This is a genomic window from Vibrio neptunius (assembly GCF_000967495.1).
Taxonomy (GTDB): domain Bacteria; phylum Pseudomonadota; class Gammaproteobacteria; order Enterobacterales; family Vibrionaceae; genus Vibrio; species Vibrio neptunius.
Genome location: NZ_JXXU01000001.1, coordinates 274,303 through 296,228, shown reverse-complemented (window position 1 = coordinate 296,228; position 21,926 = coordinate 274,303). Strand labels below are relative to the sequence as shown.

17 protein-coding genes are annotated in these 21,926 nt (G+C 45.1%); 10 read left to right on the top strand and 7 right to left on the bottom strand.

The window, feature by feature from the left end; genetic code table 11:
- Nucleotides 1-117: 117 nt before the first annotated feature.
- The 4 genes from TW84_RS01265 (at nucleotide 118) to nhaA (ending at nucleotide 5,773) form a co-directional block, all read left to right on the top strand.
- Nucleotides 118-789, top strand: a complete 672-nt coding sequence (locus TW84_RS01265) for an ABC transporter ATP-binding protein (protein ID WP_045973866.1) — start codon at nucleotides 118-120, stop codon at nucleotides 787-789.
- Complete coding sequence (locus TW84_RS01260) at nucleotides 770-3,223, top strand: ABC transporter permease (protein WP_045973865.1); 2,454 nt, start codon at nucleotides 770-772, stop codon at nucleotides 3,221-3,223. The genes TW84_RS01265 and TW84_RS01260 overlap by 20 nt, the downstream gene beginning before the upstream one ends.
- Nucleotides 3,224-4,336: a lipocalin-like domain-containing protein gene (locus TW84_RS01255; protein WP_045973864.1), complete on the top strand. Its 1,113-nt coding sequence runs from the start codon at nucleotides 3,224-3,226 to the stop codon at nucleotides 4,334-4,336.
- 255 nt (nucleotides 4,337-4,591) lie between these two features.
- Nucleotides 4,592-5,773: a Na+/H+ antiporter NhaA gene (gene nhaA / locus TW84_RS01250; protein ID WP_045973863.1), complete on the top strand. Its 1,182-nt coding sequence runs from the start codon at nucleotides 4,592-4,594 to the stop codon at nucleotides 5,771-5,773.
- 61 nt (nucleotides 5,774-5,834) lie between these two features.
- Here the strand turns inward: nhaA and TW84_RS01245 are convergent, their stop codons facing one another.
- Together TW84_RS01245 and TW84_RS01240 are read right to left on the bottom strand one after the other, a co-directional pair.
- Nucleotides 5,835-6,452, bottom strand: coding sequence for an OmpA family protein (locus TW84_RS01245; protein WP_045973862.1), 618 nt, complete (start codon nucleotides 6,450-6,452; stop codon nucleotides 5,835-5,837).
- Between the two features lie 2 nt (nucleotides 6,453-6,454).
- Nucleotides 6,455-7,771, bottom strand: a complete 1,317-nt coding sequence (locus TW84_RS01240; RefSeq protein ID WP_240478123.1) for a TolC family outer membrane protein — start codon at nucleotides 7,769-7,771, stop codon at nucleotides 6,455-6,457.
- A 225-nt stretch (nucleotides 7,772-7,996) separates the two neighbouring features.
- Here TW84_RS01240 and TW84_RS01235 point away from each other — a divergent pair, with 225 nt between their 5' ends.
- From TW84_RS01235 to nspC, 4 genes are all read left to right on the top strand, one after another.
- Entirely contained in the window at nucleotides 7,997-8,329 is a 333-nt protein-coding gene (locus tag TW84_RS01235) for a hypothetical protein (protein WP_045973860.1), read from the top strand.
- 475 nt (nucleotides 8,330-8,804) lie between these two features.
- On the top strand, nucleotides 8,805-11,702 hold the full coding sequence (locus tag TW84_RS01230; protein ID WP_045973859.1) for a pyridoxal phosphate-dependent class III aminotransferase: 2,898 nt from the start codon (nucleotides 8,805-8,807) through the stop codon (nucleotides 11,700-11,702).
- An 18-nt stretch (nucleotides 11,703-11,720) separates the two neighbouring features.
- Entirely contained in the window at nucleotides 11,721-12,971 is a 1,251-nt protein-coding gene (locus TW84_RS01225) for a carboxynorspermidine synthase (RefSeq protein ID WP_045973858.1), read from the top strand.
- 188 nt (nucleotides 12,972-13,159) lie between these two features.
- Nucleotides 13,160-14,293 carry a carboxynorspermidine decarboxylase gene (gene nspC, locus TW84_RS01220; protein ID WP_045973857.1) on the top strand — a complete coding sequence of 378 codons (1,134 nt, stop codon included), beginning with the start codon at nucleotides 13,160-13,162 and terminating at the stop codon, nucleotides 14,291-14,293.
- 37 nt (nucleotides 14,294-14,330) lie between these two features.
- Here the strand turns inward: nspC and TW84_RS01215 are convergent, their stop codons facing one another.
- Nucleotides 14,331-14,843 (bottom strand): glycine cleavage system transcriptional repressor, encoded by a 513-nt coding sequence (locus TW84_RS01215; RefSeq protein WP_045973856.1) that lies wholly within the window; start codon nucleotides 14,841-14,843, stop codon nucleotides 14,331-14,333.
- Between the two features lie 183 nt (nucleotides 14,844-15,026).
- Nucleotides 15,027-15,923 (bottom strand): DUF3943 domain-containing protein, encoded by an 897-nt coding sequence (locus tag TW84_RS01210; protein WP_045973855.1) that lies wholly within the window; start codon nucleotides 15,921-15,923, stop codon nucleotides 15,027-15,029.
- Between the two features lie 192 nt (nucleotides 15,924-16,115).
- Here TW84_RS01210 and TW84_RS01205 point away from each other — a divergent pair, with 192 nt between their 5' ends.
- Nucleotides 16,116-17,357 (top strand): CinA family nicotinamide mononucleotide deamidase-related protein, encoded by a 1,242-nt coding sequence (locus TW84_RS01205; protein ID WP_045973854.1) that lies wholly within the window; start codon nucleotides 16,116-16,118, stop codon nucleotides 17,355-17,357.
- Nucleotides 17,358-17,589: 232 nt separating this feature from the next.
- Complete coding sequence (locus TW84_RS01200) at nucleotides 17,590-17,841, top strand: hypothetical protein (RefSeq protein WP_045973853.1); 252 nt, start codon at nucleotides 17,590-17,592, stop codon at nucleotides 17,839-17,841.
- Nucleotides 17,842-17,893: 52 nt separating this feature from the next.
- Here the strand turns inward: TW84_RS01200 and yfaE are convergent, their stop codons facing one another.
- The 3 genes from yfaE to nrdA form a co-directional block, all read right to left on the bottom strand.
- Nucleotides 17,894-18,172: a class I ribonucleotide reductase maintenance protein YfaE gene (yfaE, locus tag TW84_RS01195; RefSeq protein ID WP_045973852.1), complete on the bottom strand. Its 279-nt coding sequence runs from the start codon at nucleotides 18,170-18,172 to the stop codon at nucleotides 17,894-17,896.
- Nucleotides 18,172-19,305, bottom strand: coding sequence for a class Ia ribonucleoside-diphosphate reductase subunit beta (nrdB, locus tag TW84_RS01190; protein WP_045973851.1), 1,134 nt, complete (start codon nucleotides 19,303-19,305; stop codon nucleotides 18,172-18,174). The genes yfaE and nrdB overlap by 1 nt, the downstream gene beginning before the upstream one ends.
- 81 nt (nucleotides 19,306-19,386) lie before the next feature.
- Nucleotides 19,387-21,669: a class 1a ribonucleoside-diphosphate reductase subunit alpha gene (gene nrdA, locus TW84_RS01185; RefSeq protein ID WP_045973850.1), complete on the bottom strand. Its 2,283-nt coding sequence runs from the start codon at nucleotides 21,667-21,669 to the stop codon at nucleotides 19,387-19,389.
- Between the last annotated feature and the right edge of the window lie 257 nt (nucleotides 21,670-21,926).

The window sequence follows — 21,926 nt, the reverse complement described above, 5'->3', positions numbered from 1 at the left end:
ATCGTCCAGAAGATGTGTTTTGATGCATATCTTGTGATCCAGTATCCAAAATACTTCCTCCAAGCGTGGTTTTAGTGTAGATTCACAGTCCAATTTTGAACGATTGCGAGACTTTTAATGCTGCAACTAACAGACCTATGTAAAGGGTATGTGGATGGAGGTGAATTTCACCCTGTCTTGCAAGGTGCTGAGTTGGCATTAGAACAAGGCGAACAAGTGGCTCTGATGGGCGAAAGTGGCTCTGGAAAGAGTACTTTGCTGAATTTGATTGCTGGCTTAGATACCGTCGACTCTGGTGAAATTTGGTTTCCTAACTTCTCTATGCATGAGATTGCAGAAACTAAGCGTACTGCTTATCGCCGCAATAATATTGGGCTTATCTTCCAACAGTTTAATTTATTGCCAACACTGAACGTTGCGGACAACATCCGCTTCTGTCGTCAGCTGAAGGGGCTACCTGAAGATAAGGGATTGTGGCGTCAGATCCTTTCTGCATTGGACTTAATGCCGCTGCTAGGTCGTTATCCAGAAGAGGTGTCTGGTGGTCAGCAACAGAGAGCCGCCATTGCCCGAGCCCTTTACATGGAACCGAAGATTTTACTGGCGGACGAACCGACCGGTAGCCTTGACGAGCGTAACGCAGAAGCGGTTATGCGTCTTTTGACTTCCTTGACCCGCCAGTTGGATTGTACCTTGTTGCTGGTTACACACAGTGAGCGGGTTGCCGAGCATATGGAAGGCCGAGTTCGCCTTCAAGGAGGGCAACTTCATGTTATGGCCCGTAGTTAAAGCGCTGCTTGGCCACTACAGACGTTACCCTTTTCAAATCCTTCTTGTCTGGCTTGGTCTTACGTTAGGTGTCTCTCTTCTGGTTGGTGTTACTTCTATCAATGATCACGCCAGAAAAAGTTACGAAAACGGTGAAAAACTTTTCTCAAACCCCCTCCCTTACCGTATTCGTCCTAAACATGTAACCAACAAGATCCCTCAGGGATTTTATGTCCAGCTTCGCCGCGATGGATTCAACCAGTGTGCACCATTTGAAAGCCTTCGAGTACGTATGGCGAATGGTACGGATCTCTCTTTAGTTGGCGTGGACACGGTGGCCATGCTCCAGTTCCGTCCGACAACGATCCTAAAAGATTTCTCTGCTCTGCAGCTAATGAACAGTCCGTATCCTATTTTGGTGAGTTCAGATCTTGCGGCTCACATGAAGTGGCAAGATAACGATTTCATCCATCTGAGCGATGGCAGTAAATTAGGCCCGATTATTGTTGATACACAAGATAGGTTAAACGGTACTCGAATCATTGCGGATATTTCTTTACTGCGCATGCTGGAAAGGAGCTCTGGTATCTCGGTTATTGCGTGTGGAGAGATGCCTGCTGAGAAGTTGGCCCGTTTAAAAGAGTATCTGCCGAATGGCATGAGTATGGTTCGTAACACGCGTGCAGAACTCGAGTCTCTGACGCAAGCTTTTCATATGAACCTTAGTGCGATGGGGATGCTGGCATTTTTGGTGGGTCTCTTTATTTTCTACCAAGCAATGTCTTTATCTCTGACTCAAAGGCAGCCATTGGTGGGGGCAATGCGCCAGACAGGAGTTTCTGGGTGGCAGTTAGGCAAAGCTCTGTGTTTGGAGCTTTTGGTACTTATTTTGGTGAGCTGGGTTTGCGGTAATCTGCTTGGTATTTTGCTTGCTAACCAGCTTATTCCAGCGGTGTCCGCTAGTCTGGGCGATTTGTATGATGCCAATGTAGGTCTGTTGATCTCATGGAGTTGGAAGTCGAGTGTCTATAGCCTTTACATGACGGTACTTGGTGCTTTCATTGCTTGTGCTTGGCCGTTGGTGCGTTTGTTAAGAGCTCAGCCCATCCGATTAACTGCTCGTTTATCATTAGTTCGTTTCGCCGGTACCGAGTTTTCCATTCAGGCACTGATAGCGTGTGCGCTGTGTGTTGCCGCGATTGCGATTTACCAAGCACCTCAGACTCAGGAGTCTGGTTTTGCAATCATAGGCTTAATGTTGTTAAGCGTTGCCCTGTTTACGCCTTACCTGATTTGGAAAGTTTTCGATAGTCTTTCTTATTCACTCAAATGGGTAAAGCTCCGTTGGTTCTTTGCTGATGCTGCTGCCAGTATGAGTTATCGTGGTGTGGCGACCATGGCTTTCATGTTGGCTATGGCGGCTAATATTGGTGTTGAAACCATGGTGGGCAGTTTCCGTGATACGACTGATAAGTGGTTGAGCCAACGTTTAGCTGCCGATCTATACATCTACCCCAATAATAGTGCTGCGGCTCGTATGAGTGGTTGGTTGGCCAAACAACCTGAAGTTAATTCTGTTTGGTGGCGCTGGGAACAAGAAGTCAACTCGAATAAAGGGGTTCTTCAGGTGGTCAGCACTGGTGCTTCAGAAGGTGAGTTGAATGCGCTCACTGTCAAGCTCGGGATCCCTGACTACTGGTACCATCTTCATCATTCGAAAGGTGTCATGATCAGTGAGTCTATGGCGCTCAAACTTGGCATTCGCCCCGGCGATTACATAGATTTGTCTGGCAAGCTAGGGCAAAACTGGCAAGTGGTGGGGGTTTACTACGATTACGGTAACCCGTATAACCAAGTTTTGCTGTCACATCGAAACTGGTTGTATGCCTTTGCAGGAGGCGGTAGCATCGCTTTAGGTGCTGTACTAAAAGATGGCGTTAATTCCGTTGGCCTCAAACGGCGCATGGAGTCTGTTTTCCGTTTGAGTTCGGAGCGTGTTTTCGACAACAGTCATATCCACAAACAAGCGATGCGAGTGTTTGATCGAACCTTCTCTATCGCCGACACCTTAGGTAACATTACATTGATTATCGCTGTATTCGGTATTTTCTTTGCGACGGTTGCCGGTGAGGTATCGCGTCAGCGTCATGTTTCTTTGCTGCGATGTCTAGGCATGTCAGGTAAAGAACTTGTTGTCATGGGTGGCTTGCAGCTGTTTGTTTTTGGTGCTGTATCGATTTTGATTGCACTGCCACTCGGGCTCGCTTTAGCTAATTTAGTCGTGGATATCGTGATAAGACAATCTTTCGGCTGGACACTTGAACTACAAATAATTCCAGATGCGTATCTTAATACGTTTTTGATGGCGATGGGGTCGTTAATGATGGCAGGTGCACTACCGGTACTTCGGATGATTAGAAATACACCGATGAAGTCACTCAGGGACGCATTGTAAATGAGAAAATCAGTCATTATTCGGTGTTTTTTGCTGCTTACTGCAGCAGGTGTGATTGCTTGGGCGATGTGTTACCGATTCAACTTGACGTCTCAAGTCACCACCAAAGACTTAGCTAATACGGTTATCCAGTCGGGTACAACACAAGTTTTTGAACCTGTTTTACCTAGTATTCCTGTTAAAGTTCCTCAAGACTTTCGCTTTCACAATGAGTACCAGCACGAATGGTGGCATTTTTTTGCTAATGTCAGAGACGAGAATGGCAAGCTATACGGCATCCAATGGAGCTATTTTCGAGTGGCAATGGATGACAGAGAAGGTTTAGGTTGGCAAAGCCCTCAACTATACATCTCTCACGTGGTGGTCTCGAATAAAGATAAGATCTGGAAAGAACAGCGGCTCGCGAGGGGAGGGATCGGTCAGGCTGGAATGACGAATCGACCGTTTCGTATTTGGATGGATAACTGGCTTTGGCGCTCATTAGGGGATAGCCCCTTTCCTGGGCAGTTGAGCGCGACGACAGATAGCTTTGATGTTCAATTGAAAGCCTTTGCTTACGGACCTTACGTCTTACCTGGTGACAAAGGGTACGTTGAAAAACATGATCTTATGCCTATTGCTTCGTATAACCTAACCACTCCGTTTGTTAAGGTCAAAGGCGCTCTCCGATTAGGTACACACAAGCTGATTCCAGTTGAGGGAGAGGCGTGGATGAGTAAGGAATGGGGTAGTGGCTTAATGGCAGAGGAGCAAAAAGGTTGGGATTGGTTTGTTGTTCATCTTGATCAGGAAACAAGCTTATCAATTAGTCGCTATCGCCATGCCCATCGTTCACCATACCTTTTTGGTGTCTTATCCCGTAAAAATGGCACAGTGGTCAACTTGTCCGCCGAAGATATTACCATTGAACCCCATGACACCACGGTACTTAATAATGGAAAGCAACTACCTTTGCAGTGGGATATCAAGATTCCGGAGTATAAAATTGATTTGACTACCCAGGTACTTAACCAAGAACTTTGGTTACCTTTCATTATTCCTTACTGGGAAGGGCCTGTTCAAACTACGGGCAGTCATGAGGCAAAAGGTTTTATGCAGTTGACAGGATACTAATTTAAAGTATGCCATTTAGTGACTCTTGGCGCAGTTTTTCATTGTCTGAAAAGCTGCGTTTTTGTTTGTGTTGGTAATTTTTTGATTTTACCTATACTTTTACGTATGGAATAAACGTTGCATTGAAGTGTTTATATCGAAAATTCCGAAGTTAAACATCCAAACAAGCGATTTTTCCTGAAGAATCGATATATATAAACTCAACTCTATTCTTTGTTAATCGTTTATTAACATAAAAAATAAAAGGACGATATCATGAGTGATATTTTTCGCGATTTCTTCAAAATGGAGTCAGCAGGAGGGATTCTCTTAGTCATCGCTGCTGCAATCGCAATGACCATTGCTAACACGCCACTGAACGAATCTTATCAGGCAATATTGCATTCTTATGTGTTTGGCATGTCTGTATCTCACTGGATTAATGATGGCCTAATGGCTGTATTCTTCCTTCTCATCGGTTTAGAAGTAAAACGTGAACTTCTAGAGGGCGCGCTTAAATCCCGCGAAACTGCTATTTTCCCTGCTATTGCTGCTGTTGGTGGTATGTTAGCTCCGGCATTGGTTTATGTTGCATTCAACTACAGCAACGCTGAGGCAATTCAAGGCTGGGCGATTCCTGCTGCTACAGACATCGCATTCGCTCTGGGTATCATGGCCTTGCTAGGAAAGCGTGTCCCTGTCAGCCTGAAAGTATTCCTACTTGCGCTGGCAATCATTGATGACTTAGGTGTTGTTGTTATTATCGCTCTGTTCTACACAGGAGACCTGTCGACTTCAGCATTAGCCGTCGGATTTGCTATGACCGCAGCGTTGTTCATTCTCAACTCGAAGAAGGTCACCAAATTGCTCCCCTATATGATAGTAGGTGCGATACTCTGGTTCGCGGTGCTGAAATCGGGAGTGCACGCAACGCTAGCTGGTGTAGTGATAGGTTTTGCGATTCCTCTTAAAGGAAACAAAGGTGAGGGCTCTCCGCTCAAACACATGGAACATGCACTGCACCCGTACGTTGCTTTTGGTATTCTTCCAGTGTTTGCGTTTGCCAACGCAGGTATCTCTCTTGAGGGAATCTCGATGGAAGGGCTGACTTCGATGCTACCACTGGGTATTGCATTAGGGTTGTTGGTCGGTAAGCCTCTGGGTATCTTCAGCTTTAGCTGGGTTGCCGTTAAGTCAGGTGTGGCCAAATTGCCAGAAGGCATTACATTCAGACATATTTTCGCAGTATCGGTGTTGTGTGGTATTGGCTTCACCATGTCGATTTTCATCTCTTCGCTGGCCTTTGGTCCGGTTAACGCTGAGTTTGATACCTATGCGAGACTGGGCATCCTGATGGGCTCGACGACCGCTGCGATTATAGGATACGTGTTACTGCACATTTCTTTACCAAAAAAGACAGTGCTGGCAGATAAGCCAGCAACCGAAACAAACCACTAACTCTCAATCAAACAAAGTAAAGCCCCGATGTGAAAACATCGGGGCTTTTTCTATTCGCGGGCTATCGATCTATAGCTGAAAATATGGTCCACTCTTCAACGACGGTTTCGGTTAAGCCAACGACGGTTGCTGTCACTCTTCGATTAAGCGCATGGTCGGTTTCGCCTTGACCATCTGATTCCAAATGTGTTGAACCATAGCCTATGATAGTCACTCTTTCAGGAGCAGTACCATAGGCAAGTAACTGCTGCTCTACGGCGAACGCACGTTTCTTTGATAGTGCTAAATTGTAGTTAGGGCTTCCGGTTTTGCTAGCATAGCCTTGTATTTCTATCGAAGCGGAGCGGTACTTATCCAAAAAACCCGCCATTGCACGGATTTGGTCTAAAAAGACGGGGCTAACGTCATAGGAGTCATTGGCAAATAGAATCCTCATTTGCCTCTCTTCCTTTTCCATGACCTCCAAACCACAACCGTCATTATCGATCTGTGCGCCTAACGGTGTCTCTGGACACAAATCACGTGCGTTAACTACACCGTCTCTATCATCATCCGTCAAATCTGAAATCTGGAGGGCTTTAGGTACTTGTATGTAGTCGTATTGGTCTTCATAGGCTTGAAGTGAACAGGCGACAGAGGCGCTTAAAAGTGACAATGAAAAAAACAGCGTTCGCGTCATAATCAGTACTCCACTTCCTTGGTCCATTCTTTGGGTACATCGACAAGCAAGGCGTTAAGCAGGATTCCAGTTGCGTTCATTACCCTATATTTGGCGTATTGTTCAGAATAATGAGCGTCCAAATAATCCTTGCGAGCTTCGAAAAGCTCATTCTCTGTGTTGAGAAGATCGAGTAATGTTCTTTGCCCGATGCGATACTGCTTTTCATACGCGATGACAGTTGCAGAGGCAGAGTCAACATGATCGGCGAGAAAGTTCTTTTGTTGCAAAGTTAAATCAAGTGCGCTCCAGGATAAACGTAAGCCCTCTTCGACCTGTCGATAGGAGTTATCTCGAAGGTCTTTGGCTTTATTGAGCTGGTATGCCGCTCTTTCGGATAAAGCGCTGTCAGAACCACCGTTAAACAAGTTGTATCTTAGCCTTAGCATGGCAAGAGATTCGTTGCTGTTGCCTAGATCGCCTCCTGCATCGTCACGCCAAGTCTGACTCGCTTCAACCGACAACGTAGGGTAGTAGTTACCTTTGGATTGTTTATATTGGTAGCGTGCCGAATCCACATCTGCTTTTGATACTTGTATTACTGGGTGTTGTTCAAAGGCCTGTTTAATCGCCTCATCTAAAGATAAAGGCAGTTTTGATTCGTCTGCTCTTGGGTAAATCAAACCAAGCGGTTGTTGTCCTACAATGCGTCGAAACTGAGTGTGAGTGTCAAAGAGGTTGTTCTGTGCGGCGAGCAGGTTGCTATGTGCTTTGGCAAGCCGTGCTTCGACTTGTGATACATCTGCGGTAGAACCAATTCCAGATTCGGCGCGCTTTTTTATATCTGTGTAAATATCTTTGTGAACGGCTAAGTTGTTCTCAGATAACTTTAACACTTCAGTAGCTTTAATGGATTCCAAATAAATGTCAGTGACTCTTAAGGCAATATCAGATGCATCAGAGAGCAATTGAAGCCTGATCGATTCAGCCTCCGCTGCTGTTCTGTTGATGTCATTGATGGTGGCATTCCCATCCCACAGTAACTGAGTCAGACTCAAGGTCGCTTCCTTGCGTGTTAAGTCTGTTTCCGCTTGGCCGGTCGAGTCGGCAGGATCAATGCCTTCATAGCCTATGCCGGCATCTAAATCTATAGATGGCAGGTAAGCGCCGCCAGAAGCATCTGCTTGTTTTATGGCGCTTTTATATTCGTTAAATGAGCTCTTAATTTCAGGGTTGTTCGCTAGCGTTAGAGCGACGGCTTGCTCAAGTGTTTGTCCAACAGCATAACTAGAGTAAAAGACGAATAGAGCAACGACTGATACAAATTTAGTGGTAGACACATCGTTCTCCTTATTAAAGCGCATTCATACAATTTGGATGCATTATTAAAATCGTAGTACAGGAATGCTAAATAACGAGAAATTAACGTTAATTTAGTACTATGGGGTGAAGTGAGAAGCTTGAGCCATGGCTGAAGGAAGATGGGCGATTGCTATCATATGGTCATCACTACGTAATGGTACTAATATTTTAAACAATAATTAAATTGTGTGAGAAGCTGAGCTATGGGATTAAGTGCACTCGCTTTAATCGCTTTGGCAAACACCACTGTGGTTATTGATATTAATGGACAGGTCCGCGAACTATTACCCGGAGAGATACCTAACCCCGGAGAAGTTATCGTTATTATGGGAAGTGGGTCTACGGTTTACACGGATGTAGAAGCATTGCAAGTTGAAGATGATGGTACAACGGTTCCTATCGCAATTAATGATCAACTTAAACCTCTTATTAATGCGATTGAACAGGGGGTGGACCCATCCAAAATCGAGATACTATCTCCAGCTGCAGGGTATGAAAAACCTGCCGCCCGTATTAATGATAACGATGATAATTAGGAGGAATCATACTCACGTTGGGGTTTGACGTGCTCAGATTCAAAAAATGTTGCGAACCGTTTTCATTTTGTGATAACTTCGCGCGCAATCTCGGAGGTGAGTCGCAAAAAGACATTCTGGGGGATACGCGTTGTGAGCATTCAGGCTGAGTGAACACTGCGTAGGGTAGGTATCGGCAAGTCCTTTTGTCGATAGACGGGATACTGTTGTCGCGGTAGCGACATGTTTATGGGAAACCCAACATTGAACTCACATAACAAACAACCACTAATCAGCTTAGTTCTTCCTAAATGCCCTGTTTTACAAAACAGCAGCATTACTGAACCTTGATTTATCAATTGAACATGTAGTCCATCGAAATGATGGAACGATTTCGTGCACCTGCTTCTTAAGTTGCTAACACGAAAGGGATAACTGTACCTGCTGTTTGCATTGCAGACTTGGCAGGAGACTTACATTTCAAAGGGATTAAATCATGAGCATAGCCTTTGAAGTCGATAACTCTGTGAATAACACTGCTATCGCAACACCATTTTCCACTCAGATTCCTGTTGTAGAGGGCGTTTATGATCTGACACCTGATGTGGTGTTACAAGATCAGGCCGAGCATGAATCTGCCGTACGTTCTTATCCTCGTCGTCTTCCGATTGCGATCAAACAAGCTTATGGCGCACTGGTTGAAGACACTCGCGGTCAAATATTTTTGGATTGTCTTGCTGGTGCTGGCACCTTGGCTCTGGGCTATAACCATCCTGAAATCAATCAAGCACTCAAAGACCAGCTTGACTCAGGGCTGCCTTATCAGACACTGGATATCGCAACAGAAGCAAAAACCAATTTCATTCGCTCGGTGAAGAACTTTCTTCCTCAAGAACTGAGTGATAACTGTGTACTCCAGTTCTGTGGCCCTTCAGGTGCGGATGCTGTTGAAGCCGCAATCAAACTGGCGAAGCAAACCACAGGTCGTAATACCATGTTTGCTTTCCGTGGTGCTTATCATGGCATGACAAATGGCACGATGGGCATGATGGGCAATCTAGGGACGAAAGCACGTCGCACAGGCCTAATGTCGGACGTACATTTTATGCCTTTCCCATACAACCTGCGCTGCCCGTTTGGTTTGGGTGGAGATGAAGGTGCAAGAGCGGGTATTCGCTATATTGAACGTCTACTCAATGACGATGAAGCTGGCATCATGAAACCAGCCGCTATGGTTGTTGAACCTATTCAGGGCGAGGGCGGCGCTGTACCTGCTCCTGCGTTCTGGTTGAAAGAGCTACGTCGTATCTGCGATGAGCACGGTATCTTACTGATTTTTGATGAGATTCAGTGTGGTGTGGGTAAATCAGGCTACAACTTTGCGTTTGAAGAAGCAGGCATTGTGCCAGACATTCTTTGCCTATCCAAAGCGATTGGTGGCGGTATGCCAATGTCGCTCCTAGTCATCAATAAAAAACATGATACTTGGCTGCCTGGTGAGCACACGGGCACTTTCCGTGGTAATCAGCTAGCCATGGTCTCTGGGGCGAAAGCACTGGAAATCATCGAGCGAGATAATCTTGTTGAGCACGCGAACGTTGCTGGTCAGTACTTGCGTTTAGGGCTCGAGTCGATTCAGAAACGCGTCAACTGTATTGCTGAAGTCCGCGGCAAAGGCCTAATGCTTGGTGTGGAAATCCGTAAACCCGGTACAGAACGCAATAAATTTGGTGAACCAGTCGCTGATGGTGAATTGACCTTGGCGATTCAGAGAGCAGCCCTTGAGCGCGGACTGATGGTTGAAAAAGGTGGGCGTGATGGCTCGGTGATTCGATTCCTGCCACCATTGATCATCACCTTTGAGCAGATCGACTTTGCACTTAGAGTGCTGGAAGAGGCGATTCTGGTTGCGGGTGGAAGTCATGTTGAGCCACAAGACGCTAATCAGCAATGGAAGCAGCATTTTATTCATACCGGTGAGTCTGGCAGTGATGAGTTCAGCAAAGTCATGAACCACACAACTGCGGCAATGAAACAGGTCTTTGAACAAGTGGATGCGCCTTATTCAGGTCTTGAACCAAAGCAGTTAGAGCAGGCGATTAATGCAGTTGATCTAAACAACAAAAATGCCAGCCTGACGGATGTGATCACTGATACTGCTGATCTGGTAGCAAAGAATGCTATTTTTACTCAGCATCCTGACTGTATTGCTCACCTTCACACCCCTCCGTTAATGTCTGCAGTGGCAGCAGAAGCGATGATTGCTTCTTTAAACCAGTCAATGGACTCCTGGGACCAAGCCTCTTCTGCGACTTATGTTGAGCAGAAAGTGGTGGATTGGCTGTGTGAGAAATACGAGCTTGGCAAACTGGCTGATGGCATATTTACCAGTGGTGGCACCCAAAGCAATCAAATGGGTTTAATGCTGGCTCGTGACTGGATTGCAGACAAGCTGTCAGGACACTCTATCCAGAAATTGGGGTTGCCGGAATATGCCGACAAACTGCGTATCGTCTGTTCGAAAAAGTCTCATTTCACGGTACAGAAATCAGCCTCTTGGATGGGACTGGGCGAGAAAGCGGTGTTAACTGTTGACGCTCATAGTAACGGCACGATGGATGTTGCTCAGCTTGATGACGTGATTAGTAAGGCGAAATCTCAAGGATTAATTCCATTCGCCATCGTTGGAACGGCAGGCACCACTGATCATGGCGCTATTGATGATTTGAATGTGATTGCCGACGCGGCGCAAAAACACCAGATGTGGATGCATGTTGATGGTGCTTATGGTGGAGCACTGATTTTAAGCCGCCATAAAGAGCGTCTAGCGGGTATCGAACGCGCAGATTCAGTCAGTGTCGACTTCCATAAGTTGTTCTATCAAACCATCAGTTGTGGAGCTTTGTTACTCAAAGACAAACATAACTTTAAGTATCTGCTGCATCATGCGGATTACCTCAACCGTGAGCATGATGAGTTGCCTAACTTGGTGGACAAGTCGATTGCGACGACGAAGCGATTCGATGCATTGAAAGTTTTTATGACGATGCAGAATGTCGGCCCAGATACATTGGGCGCCATGTATGACCATCTTCTCGAACAAACTCAGCAAGTCGCGGATCTCGTTCGTAGCGACGACAACCTAGAATTGTTGGCTGAGCCATCGTTGTCGACTGTGCTATTCCGTGTCGCACATGCTCAAGTCGCGGATCTGGACGAGCTGAATAAAGTTGTAAGACTGGAAGCGTTAACTCGTGGCGTTGCGGTATTAGGTGAAACCATTGTTGATGGTAAAACCGCTTTGAAATTTACGATTCTTAATCCTTGCCTGACGATGGCTGATTTTGAATCTTTACTAATCAAAATCAATAAGCTAGCCGCTGAGCTGGCGTAATTAAGGTAACGGAAAACTATGGCAATTCTACAGATTGGTGCAGGCGGTGTTGGCTGGGTAGTTGCACATAAAGCTGCGCAAAACAACGACGTTCTGGGTGACATTACGATTGCATCACGTACCGTGAGTAAATGTGAAAAAATCATCGAATCTATCCAGAAGAAAAACAACCTGAAAGATCCATCGAAGAAACTGGAAGCGCGGGCTGTTGATGCGGATGACGTTGATGCATTAGTCGCTCTTATTAAAGAAGTTCAGCCTGACCTTGTCATTAACGCTGGTCCTCCTTGGGTTAACATGACGATCATGGAAGCCTGTTACCAAGCCAAAGTGAACTACTTAGATACCTCTGTTGCTGTTGACCTGTGCTCTGAAGGCCAGCAAGTTCCTCAAGCTTACGATTGGCAGTGGGGCTACCGTGAGAAGTTCGCTGAAGCGGGCATCACGGGCATTTTGGGTGCTGGTTTCGATCCTGGCGTGGTGTCGGTATTTGCAGCCTACGCAGTGAAGCACCTGTTTGATGAAATCGACACGATTGACGTAATGGATGTGAATGCTGGCGACCATGGTAAGAAGTTCGCGACCAACTTCGACCCAGAAACCAACATGCTAGAAATTCAAGGTGATTCTTTCTACTGGGAAAATGAAGAGTGGAAACAAGTCCCGTGTCACTCGCGTATGCTTGAGTTTGAATTCCCGTTAGTGGGCAAGCACAAAGTGTACTCTATGGCGCACGATGAAGTTCGTTCTATGCAAGAATTCATTCCCGCTAAACGTATCGAGTTCTGGATGGGTTTTGGTGACAAATACCTAAACTACTTCAACTGCATGCGTGACATCGGACTACTAAGTCCAGATCCGCTGACGCTTCACGATGGTACGGTTGTACAGCCTCTACATGTGCTTAAAGCATTGCTGCCAGACCCAACTTCTCTTGCACCGGGCTATACAGGTAAAACTTGTATCGGTACTTGGGTTCAGGGAACGAAAGACGGCAAGCAGCGTAGTGTATTTATCTACAATAACGCCGATCACGAAGTCGCGTACGAAGACGTAGAGCACCAAGCAATTTCTTACACCACAGGTGTACCAGCGATCACCGCTGCACTTCAGTTCTTCCGTGGTGAATGGGCGGATAAAGGTGTGTTTAATATGGAACAGCTCAACCCAGACCCATTCCTTGAAACTATGCCAAGCATTGGTCTTGATTGGCATGTTCAGGAACTAGAGCCGGGTCAAGGTCTACCAGTCATTCACGAACTGAAGTAAATATATTTGTCATTCCGTACAGTGAGGAACGAGCGTGATACGGAATCTTTTGTTGGGTTTTAGAGATTCCTAACTGCAGTCCTTCGTCGTTATCATGAATGGCACTGGTTATTATTACTACATCCAAGCCGATGCACCAGTGTCGGCTTTGTTCGATTTTTACGGTATTAATTAGGTAAGAATACAAAATGCAAAAAAACGAACTGAAAACACCATATTTTATGATCAATGAAGATAAGTTGGTCGAAAATCTAGAAAAAGCCAAACAGCTCAAGGAAATCTCGGGTGTGAAGCTGGTATTGGCGTTGAAGTGTTTTTCTACATGGGGTGTTTTCGACATCATCAAGCCTTACTTAGATGGCACAACGAGTTCTGGCCCATTCGAGGTTAAGTTGGGGCATGAAACTTTCGGTGGTGAAACTCACGCATACAGTGTCGGATACAGTGAGGATGATGTACGTGATGTGGCTGATATTTGCGACAAAATGATTTTTAACTCACAAAATCAATTGGCTGCGTATCGACACATTGTAGAAGGAAAGGCTTCGCTTGGTTTACGCCTTAACCCTGGCGTGAGCTATGCTGGGCAAGATTTAGCCAATCCAGCACGTCAGTTTTCTCGCCTTGGTGTGCAAGCGGACCATATTGATCCAGAAGTCTTTGAGGATATTGACGGTGTGATGTTCCACATGAATTGTGAGAACAAAGACGTCGACGCGTTTATCGGTCTACTGGGCTCTATTTCTGAGCAGTTTGGCCACTACTTGGATAAGCTTGACTGGGTCAGTATGGGCGGAGGTGTGTTCTTCACCTGGCCGGGATACGACATTGAAAAACTTGGCTTAGCGCTTAAAGCTTTCTCTGATAAGCACGGTGTTCAAATGTACCTTGAGCCGGGTGAAGCGATCATTACTCAAACGACAGACTTGGTCGTGACTGTGGTGGATATCGTTGAGAATGTTAAAAAAACAGCGATTGTAGATTCTGCAACTGAAGCTCATCGCTTGGATACGCTAATTTACAATGAACCCGCTTCCATTCTAGAGGCGACGGATAAAGGTGAACATGAGTATGTGATTGGCTCTTGTTCATGTTTGGCTGGTGATCAGTTCTGTGAGACTCGCTTTGATAAACCACTGGAAATTGGTCAGCGCCTCCATATCTTAGATAGTGCGGGCTATACCATGGTGAAGCTTAACTGGTTTAATGGATTAAGGATGCCTTCCGTATACTGTGAACGTTCGAGTGGTGAAATTCAAAAGCTCAATGAGTTTGATTATGCTGACTTCAAACGTTCGCTCTCACAGTGGAGTGTTCAGTAACCTACCGAGTAGAGCAGCCAATGAAGCTGCTCTTGTTTTATGCTTCGACCATGACCCTAGTGTCTTCGCTTAAAGCTTCCAGCTCTTTTGCGACGTCATCTATCTGGACCTGAGTTGGCAGTTTCAAAGCGATGTTTGCTGTAAATAAGCTTGAACTTACGCCACCACCACCAGCAACAAACACACGTTGGCAGTCCATGTCCAAAATATTGATGCCTTGATTGTCTAGAACATGGGTGATCTCATTAACAATGCCTGCTCGGTCATTGGAGTCTAATCGAAGTTGATAAATAGCATCTGCATTGTGTGTGTGGCTATCTGAATCGACAAACTGGACCAGCAGATCGTCATGGCTGCTAAACGCTTCTTTAACGCACTCCGCTTTTTCCTCTGGCAATTCAACTTTGATGACTGCCGCGACTTGGTCTTCGATAAAGTTTACTTTACTGATCAGCCACTTTCCTCCATTTTCGTGAGTGATAGCCGCCAGCTGCTTGATTGTGGCAGGTGTTGCTTTGCCGACGAAATTGACGATAAAAGTACTATTCATAACGGGCCTCCTGAATGCAAGCAATTCTTTATATAGGACTAAATTTAGTTTAGGAGCAGGGCGGAAGTTAGGCTTGATTCAGGTCAAGTTTTTGACCTGATGGCGGATTGTCTTGACCATTATGGTATGGCAGACACAAAAAAAGCGGCAATTCACTGCCGCTTTTTTTGTTCAAGTGTCAGATTAAAAACTGATTTTCATCTCGACGCCATAAAATACGCTATCGTAGCTGGCACCCGCATCCATGGCATATTGAGCGGCATCTTGATTGCCAAACCAAGGTTTGCTGTTGTACTGGAACTCAGCACTACCACCCCAAGCATCGCTAACCCAACCGTGAATATGACCAACAGGGTTGAGGAAGAACAAGGTTACATCACCCATGGTTTGAGAGCCCCACACTTCGCCACCTGTAGAGACAATGTCTTGTTCTGCTTCAAACATCATTTCACCCACTATTGCACCAAAGAAGGGGGTAATGAAGAGGTCCTGCCACGAAGGCACTTCTGCAAAAGCTTCTACACCATATTCCCAGAAGAAGGTAGATAGTGTGGCAGAATAAAGAAAAGACTCAAACTCGTTGAATCCAGAATGACGGGCGGCGGTATAATAAACGCCACCGAAGTACGGGTGCATGACATAGTTAAGAAAATGGTCGTCTCGGTCCCATACTGGGCCGGATGTGACATTATCTTTCCACTTCGTTCCTAAACCGCTCAAATCACGATCTTCTTCATCCCATTTTGTAATCGATTCTGGCAGCAGTGTCATTAGGCCCACCGTCGCAACACTAAGACCTAAAATCGTGTAAGTTTGACCCTTAAGGTAATCCCAGTCTTTCTTACTTTGCACGGTGAGATATTTAGGGAGTTCAGGCTCTTCCAATTTTAAATCGTTTTCAGTTAAACCTAAGGCATAACTATTGCTAGTCTTATATGAATAAGAGTTACTGAAAAGGCTGTAGTTTTCGCTGTTATCTAGATTGAGTGAAGAGTCAATATAGTTGGGAGCGTCGTAGGTATTGGCATTGGCGCAAGCAGAAGCCGACAACATCAAAGCGGTGATGTGTTTTATGTACACTGATAAACTCCACAGTCTATATCTTATAATGATCAGGCTCACAATTATCCACCAAAGCCAGAGGAATGGAAACCGGAAAATGTCCTAATTAAGAGACGTGACTTCTAAATAACACTCAAACAATGAAATGGTCAGTTTTAAGGGCTTTGTTTGTGATTCAGGACCAGAGGCTTCCTAAAAAGGAAAATAATTATGTTGAAGATAGCGATGTTAAGTACCGGTGAGGAAGTGCTTCACGGCGATATCGTTGATACCAACGCGGCTTGGTTGTCAGAGAAGTTCTTTAAGCAAGGTTTTTCTCTCTCTAAGCGCTCGACGGTAGGTGATAGTCAGTCCGCTTTAGTAGAAGAGTTGATGATGTTGAGCTTTAACTGTGACGTCGTGATTGTCAACGGTGGCTTGGGGCCCACTTCTGATGATCTGAGTGCTGAAGCTGCCGCACAAGCGTCAGATACGGAACTAGAGTTATATCCGGAATGGCTGGAAAAACTGGAGCAGTTCTTCAGTGCTCGCGGTATTGCGATGCCAGAGAGCAATCGAAAGCAAGCTATGTTGCCCCATGGGTCGTTGGTTTTGGATAACCCTATCGGTACCGCATGTGGCTTTCTGTTGACTTTTAACGATTGTGACTTTTACTTCACCCCAGGTGTCCCAAGTGAATTCAAGCTGATGGTAGAATCACAGATTTTGCCACATTTGCAACAGCGTCATAGCGACGTTGTGGGTTACGAATGCAGTAAACTCCATACTTTTGGCACATCCGAGTCTGCACTGTCAGACAAGCTAGATAAAGTTCATCTTCCCGAAGGCTATTTCTTAGGTTATCGCTCTTACCTGCCTTTTATTGAGGTCAAATTGTTCGGCCCTAGGGATGATTTGGATAATCGTGTCAAGTTGCTCCAATTGGTCTACAACCTGATCGAAGCGAATGTTGTTAGTGTTGACGAAACGATGCAAGACAATGTTGGTCATCTGATTCTAGATAAGAAGCTGTCAATTTCTACAGCAGAGCAATCCACACATGGTAACCTGTCATTATGGCTCCACTCCAATGAAGCCGCTGCAGACTATTGTGGGCATGGCTGGGTATTGGGCAATAAAGTAGACGTGGGTAAGAGCGATAATGATGATCTAGCTGCTGCCTTCGCTCTTGCAGCAGCGACGAAAGACAAATGCGCAACAGATATAGCGATCGCTACTGGTAAAGTCACGGAAAGAACCTTCTCTGTTGCGATTTCAGCAAGAGAGGGGGAGTGGGGTCAAACGTTAACATTTAATCGCAGTTTTTCTAGAGCAGACCAAACGACTATTGTTACCACAGTTGCTGCGGATATGCTGAGGCGCTATTTATCAGGAAAAACCATGTTTCCGAATTACAGTTCGTTGAATCGCGATAAAGAGATGTACGTCCCTCAAAGTGTTATTCAGGACTAGAATAGCCTTAAATAACTGTCAAATCTGTACCGAGCAGCATGCAGTAATAAGTGAATGAATATGCTTCTTATTACTTGCATGCTTTCATAAATATTTCTTAGAAGAAAATCATCTATAGCTTAAATCGATGATTTTAAATAGATGCCAACTTTGTCTCTGATTTGCCACGTGCATTTGTTTTAATTGTGCTTAAAATGATAGTTCGTCGCAGATATTGCTCAGGGAGGTTAGCATGTTCCATCATTCAAAAATAATGGTTTGGTATCAAGTGGCGAGTCAGAAAGTGGTTTTAGGAGAAGCACTTAGCGATGATAACCAAGACGTTATTTCTATGTGGCTCCATGCTCCGGAAGAAAAAAATCAAGAAAATTCATTAGGCTATCGCTTGTCTTTGTTTGATGACGACGGACGAGAGATTGCCGACAAAGCAGTGTCAATGTTGACTGCCGATGAGTTCTTATCCGGTATTCAGATTCGTGCCTAAATAGTAAAATAAAACCCGGCATAGCGAGCCGGGCTTTATGTTTGGTGCATAGTTATGCACTTTTTTCTTTTAGAGTGTAATGGACTTCGTCAATTTCGATGTCTGACTTAGCTTTACTTATACAGGGTAAAATTTCGTCACTCTGAGTATACGCCATCGCAAAACCAATGTATTCCACCTCACCTTTGAGCAGCTTGCAACGACAAGCGCCGCAGTGCCCATCTCGGCAATTGTATTCAGGCTCAATCCCTGCTTTTTCCATTGTTTCCAGAATGGTATTGGAAGGGTTAGACTGAATCGCAGTGATTCCATTGATTTTTATGTTGGGCATTACAGTTCGAAATCCTTAAAGTCATCTGCACGTACGTCACTATCGATCTGACCGACTAGGTAAGATGATATTTCCGCTTCTTGTGGTGCAACTTGTACGTTATCTGAAGATAACCAAGCGTTGATCCATGGAATAGGGTTAGACGTTGCTTCTGGATACGCTGCATCAAGGCCGACTGCCTGCATACGGATGTTAGTGATGTATTCAACATACTGACAAAGAATATCTTTGTTGAGACCGATCATAGAGCCATCTTTGAACAGGTATTCTGCCCATTCTTTCTCTTGTTCAGCCGCGGCTTTGAATAGATCAAAACATTCTTGTTTGCACTCTTCAGCAATTTGCATGAAGGAAAAATCGTCCTGACCATTACGCAGCAGATTAATCATGTGCTGTGTACCTGTTAGGTGCAGCGCTTCATCACGAGCTATAAGCTTAATGATTTTCGCATTGCCTTCCATAAGTTCACGCTCTGCAAATGCAAATGAACACGCGAAACTGACATAGAAACGAATCGCTTCTAGGGCGTTTACAGACATCAGACATACGTAAAGCTTTTTCTTGAGGTTGTGAAGTGACACCTTCACTTCTTTACCATTGATTGTCTGTGTCCCTTCACCGTAGCGATGATAGTCATTCGTCATTTGAATCAGATCATCGTAGTAGTGTGAAATGTCTTCAGCACGTTTCAAAATGTGCTCATTTTCTACGATGTCATCAAATACCAAACCAGGGTCATTCACGATATTACGGATGATATGGGTGTACGAACGCGAGTGAATTGTTTCGGAAAACGACCACGTTTCAATCCACGTCTCTACCTCTGGTAGCGATACCAAAGGAAGTAGAGCAACGTTTGGGCTACGACCCTGGATGGAGTCTAGCAATGTTTGGTACTTCAAGTTAGAAATGAAAATATGTTTTTCATGTTCTGGTAGTTTGTTGAAGTCGATGCGATCGCTTGATACGTCAACTTCTTCTGGACGCCAGAAGAAAGATAGTTGTTTCTCGATCAGTTTTTCAAAGATCTCGAATTTTTGCTGGTCGTAACGAGCGACGTTGACTGACTGACCTAAGAACATTGGTTCTTTCAGTTGGTCATTTTTGTTTCGGTTAAAAGTACTGTAAGCCATAATGCCTCAATTCCTTTTAAGCCCCTCAAGCGAGGGGCAAATAATCTGTTAAGCCTTGCTAGTTCAATAATGAACTAGTGATTAGATCTTACAACCACCGCCTGCGCAATCATCGTCTTGTGGTTGTACAGCGTCTTTCTGGTCATCGCTCGCACCATCACGAGTGTTATGATAGTAAAGTGTCTTTACACCATATTTGTACGCTGTTAGCAGATCTTGGAGCAGTTTCTTCATTGGCACCTTACCACTGTCGAAACCGCTTGGGTCATAGTTAGTGTTGGCTGAAATTGCCTGATCGACAAACTTCTGCATGATACCAACCAGATGTAGATAACCGTCATTAGAACCAATATTCCAAAGAAGCTCGTAGTTATCTTTGTATTCAGTAAACTCAGGAACAACCTGCTTCAGGATACCGTCTTTCGATGCTTTTACAGATACGTAGCCACGTGGAGGCTCGATACCGTTTGTCGCATTTGAGATCTGTGAAGATGTTTCTGAAGGCATTAGCGCCGTTAGTGTTGAGTTACGCAGGCCGTGAGTCATGATCTCTTCACGAAGACCGTCCCAGTCGTAATGAAGCGGTTCATCGCAAACCAAGTCAACGTCTTTTTTGTACGTATCGATTGGAAGAAGGCCTTTCGCATAGTTAGTCTCATTGAACAAAGGACATTTACCTTGCTCTTTTGCAAGCGCTACAGAGGCTTTCAGTAGGTGGTACTGAATGGCTTCGAAAGTACGGTGTGTGAGGCCGTTAGCGCTGCCGTCTGAGTATTTTACACCATTCTTAGCTAGGTAGTATGCGTAGTTAATGACGCCCACACCCAAGGTACGACGGTTCATCGTTGACTTGTAAGCTGCGGGTAGTGGGTAGTCTTGGTAATCCAGCAGAGCATCAAGCGCGCGAACGACCAGATCAGAGAGCTCTTCAAAGTCATCAAGAGACGTAATAGCACCTAAGTTGAATGCTGAAAGCGTACATAGTGCGATCTCACCTGAGTCGTCTTCTACGTTTGTCAGAGGTTTCGTTGGAAGAGCAATCTCCAAACATAAGTTAGACTGGCGAACAGGTGCGACTTCAGAGTCAAATGGGCTGTGAGTATTACAGTGGTCAACGTTCTGAATATAGATACGACCTGTAGAAGCACGCTCCTGCATCAAGATAGAGAACATCTCGATAGCTTTGACTGTTTCTTTCTTCACTGATGGGTCGTTTTCATACATCACGTAAAGACGTTCGAACTCATCTTGGTTTTCAAAGAACGCGTCGTATAGGCCCGGTACGTCTGATGGGGAGAACAGCGTAATGTTGCCGCCTTCAACCAAACGTTGATACATTAGACGGTTGAGTTGAACACCGTAGTCCATATGACGAACACGGTTTTCTTCTACGCCTCGGTTATTCTTAAGCACCATCAATGCTTGAGATTCACCATGCCATAGAGGATAAAATACGGTTGCTGCGCCACCACGAACACCACCTTGCGAACAGCATTTTACAGCAGTTTGGAAGTACTTGTAGAAAGGAATACAGCCAGTATGGAATGCTTCACCATTGCGTATTTCTGAACCCAGAGCACGGATACGGCCAGCGTTAATACCAATACCAGCGCGTTGAGAAACGTAGCGAACGATAGAACTTGCTGTGGCGTTGATGGAATCTAGGCTATCCCCACACTCAATCAGAACGCATGAACTGAACTGGCGCGTTGGCGTACGGACACCAGACATTATCGGGGTCGGTAGCGAAATCTTGAATGTCGAAGTCGCATCGTAGAAACGCTTGATATAGTCAAGACGTGTTTCTGTTGGATACTTAGCAAACAAGCACGCTGCTACAAGGATATACAGGAATTGAGCACTTTCGTAGATTTCACCAGATACACGGTTCTGAACGAAATACTTACCTTCCAACTGCTTAACGGCTGCATAGGAGAAGTCTAGGTCACGCTTGTGATCTAGGTAAGCATCCAGCTCATCTAGTTCAGCTTTTGTATAGTCTTCCAAAATGTGCTGATCATATTTGCCCATATCAATAAGGCGTGAAACATGGTCATGCAGCGTTGGTGGCTCGTATTGTCCATACGCTTTTTTGCGCAGGTGGAATACGGCTAGTCGAGCAGCTAGGTATTGGTAATCTGGTGTTTCTTCTGAGATCAAATCGGCCGCTGACTTGATAATAGTTTCATGGATATCAGTAGTCGTGATTCCATCATAGAACTGAATGTGAGCGCGCAGTTCTACCTGAGAAACAGAAACGTTATCTAGGCCTTCTGCAGCCCAGGTAATCACTCTATGGATCTTCTCCAGATCAATACTTTCTTTGCGGCCGTCACGTTTAGTAACGGTTAGTTGTTGGTTCATTCTGCTTAATTTCCCTAACAAAACTGATAAAAGCCGTGTTTTCGTGTAATTCTTGTAAAAAATGTACCGGCTTTGTGATCAAAGTCTATCTATATATTGTAGTCTAAACACAACATATAGGGGTGCATTGCTGTGCGACTTACAAGATAGTGCTATCTGGGGGGCTTTTCAAGTTGGAGATCTTGGATGACTTGTGGATAACTAACAAAATTAAAAATTTCAGTAAGTGAATACTAACCGATGGTGTTAGGGCCCAA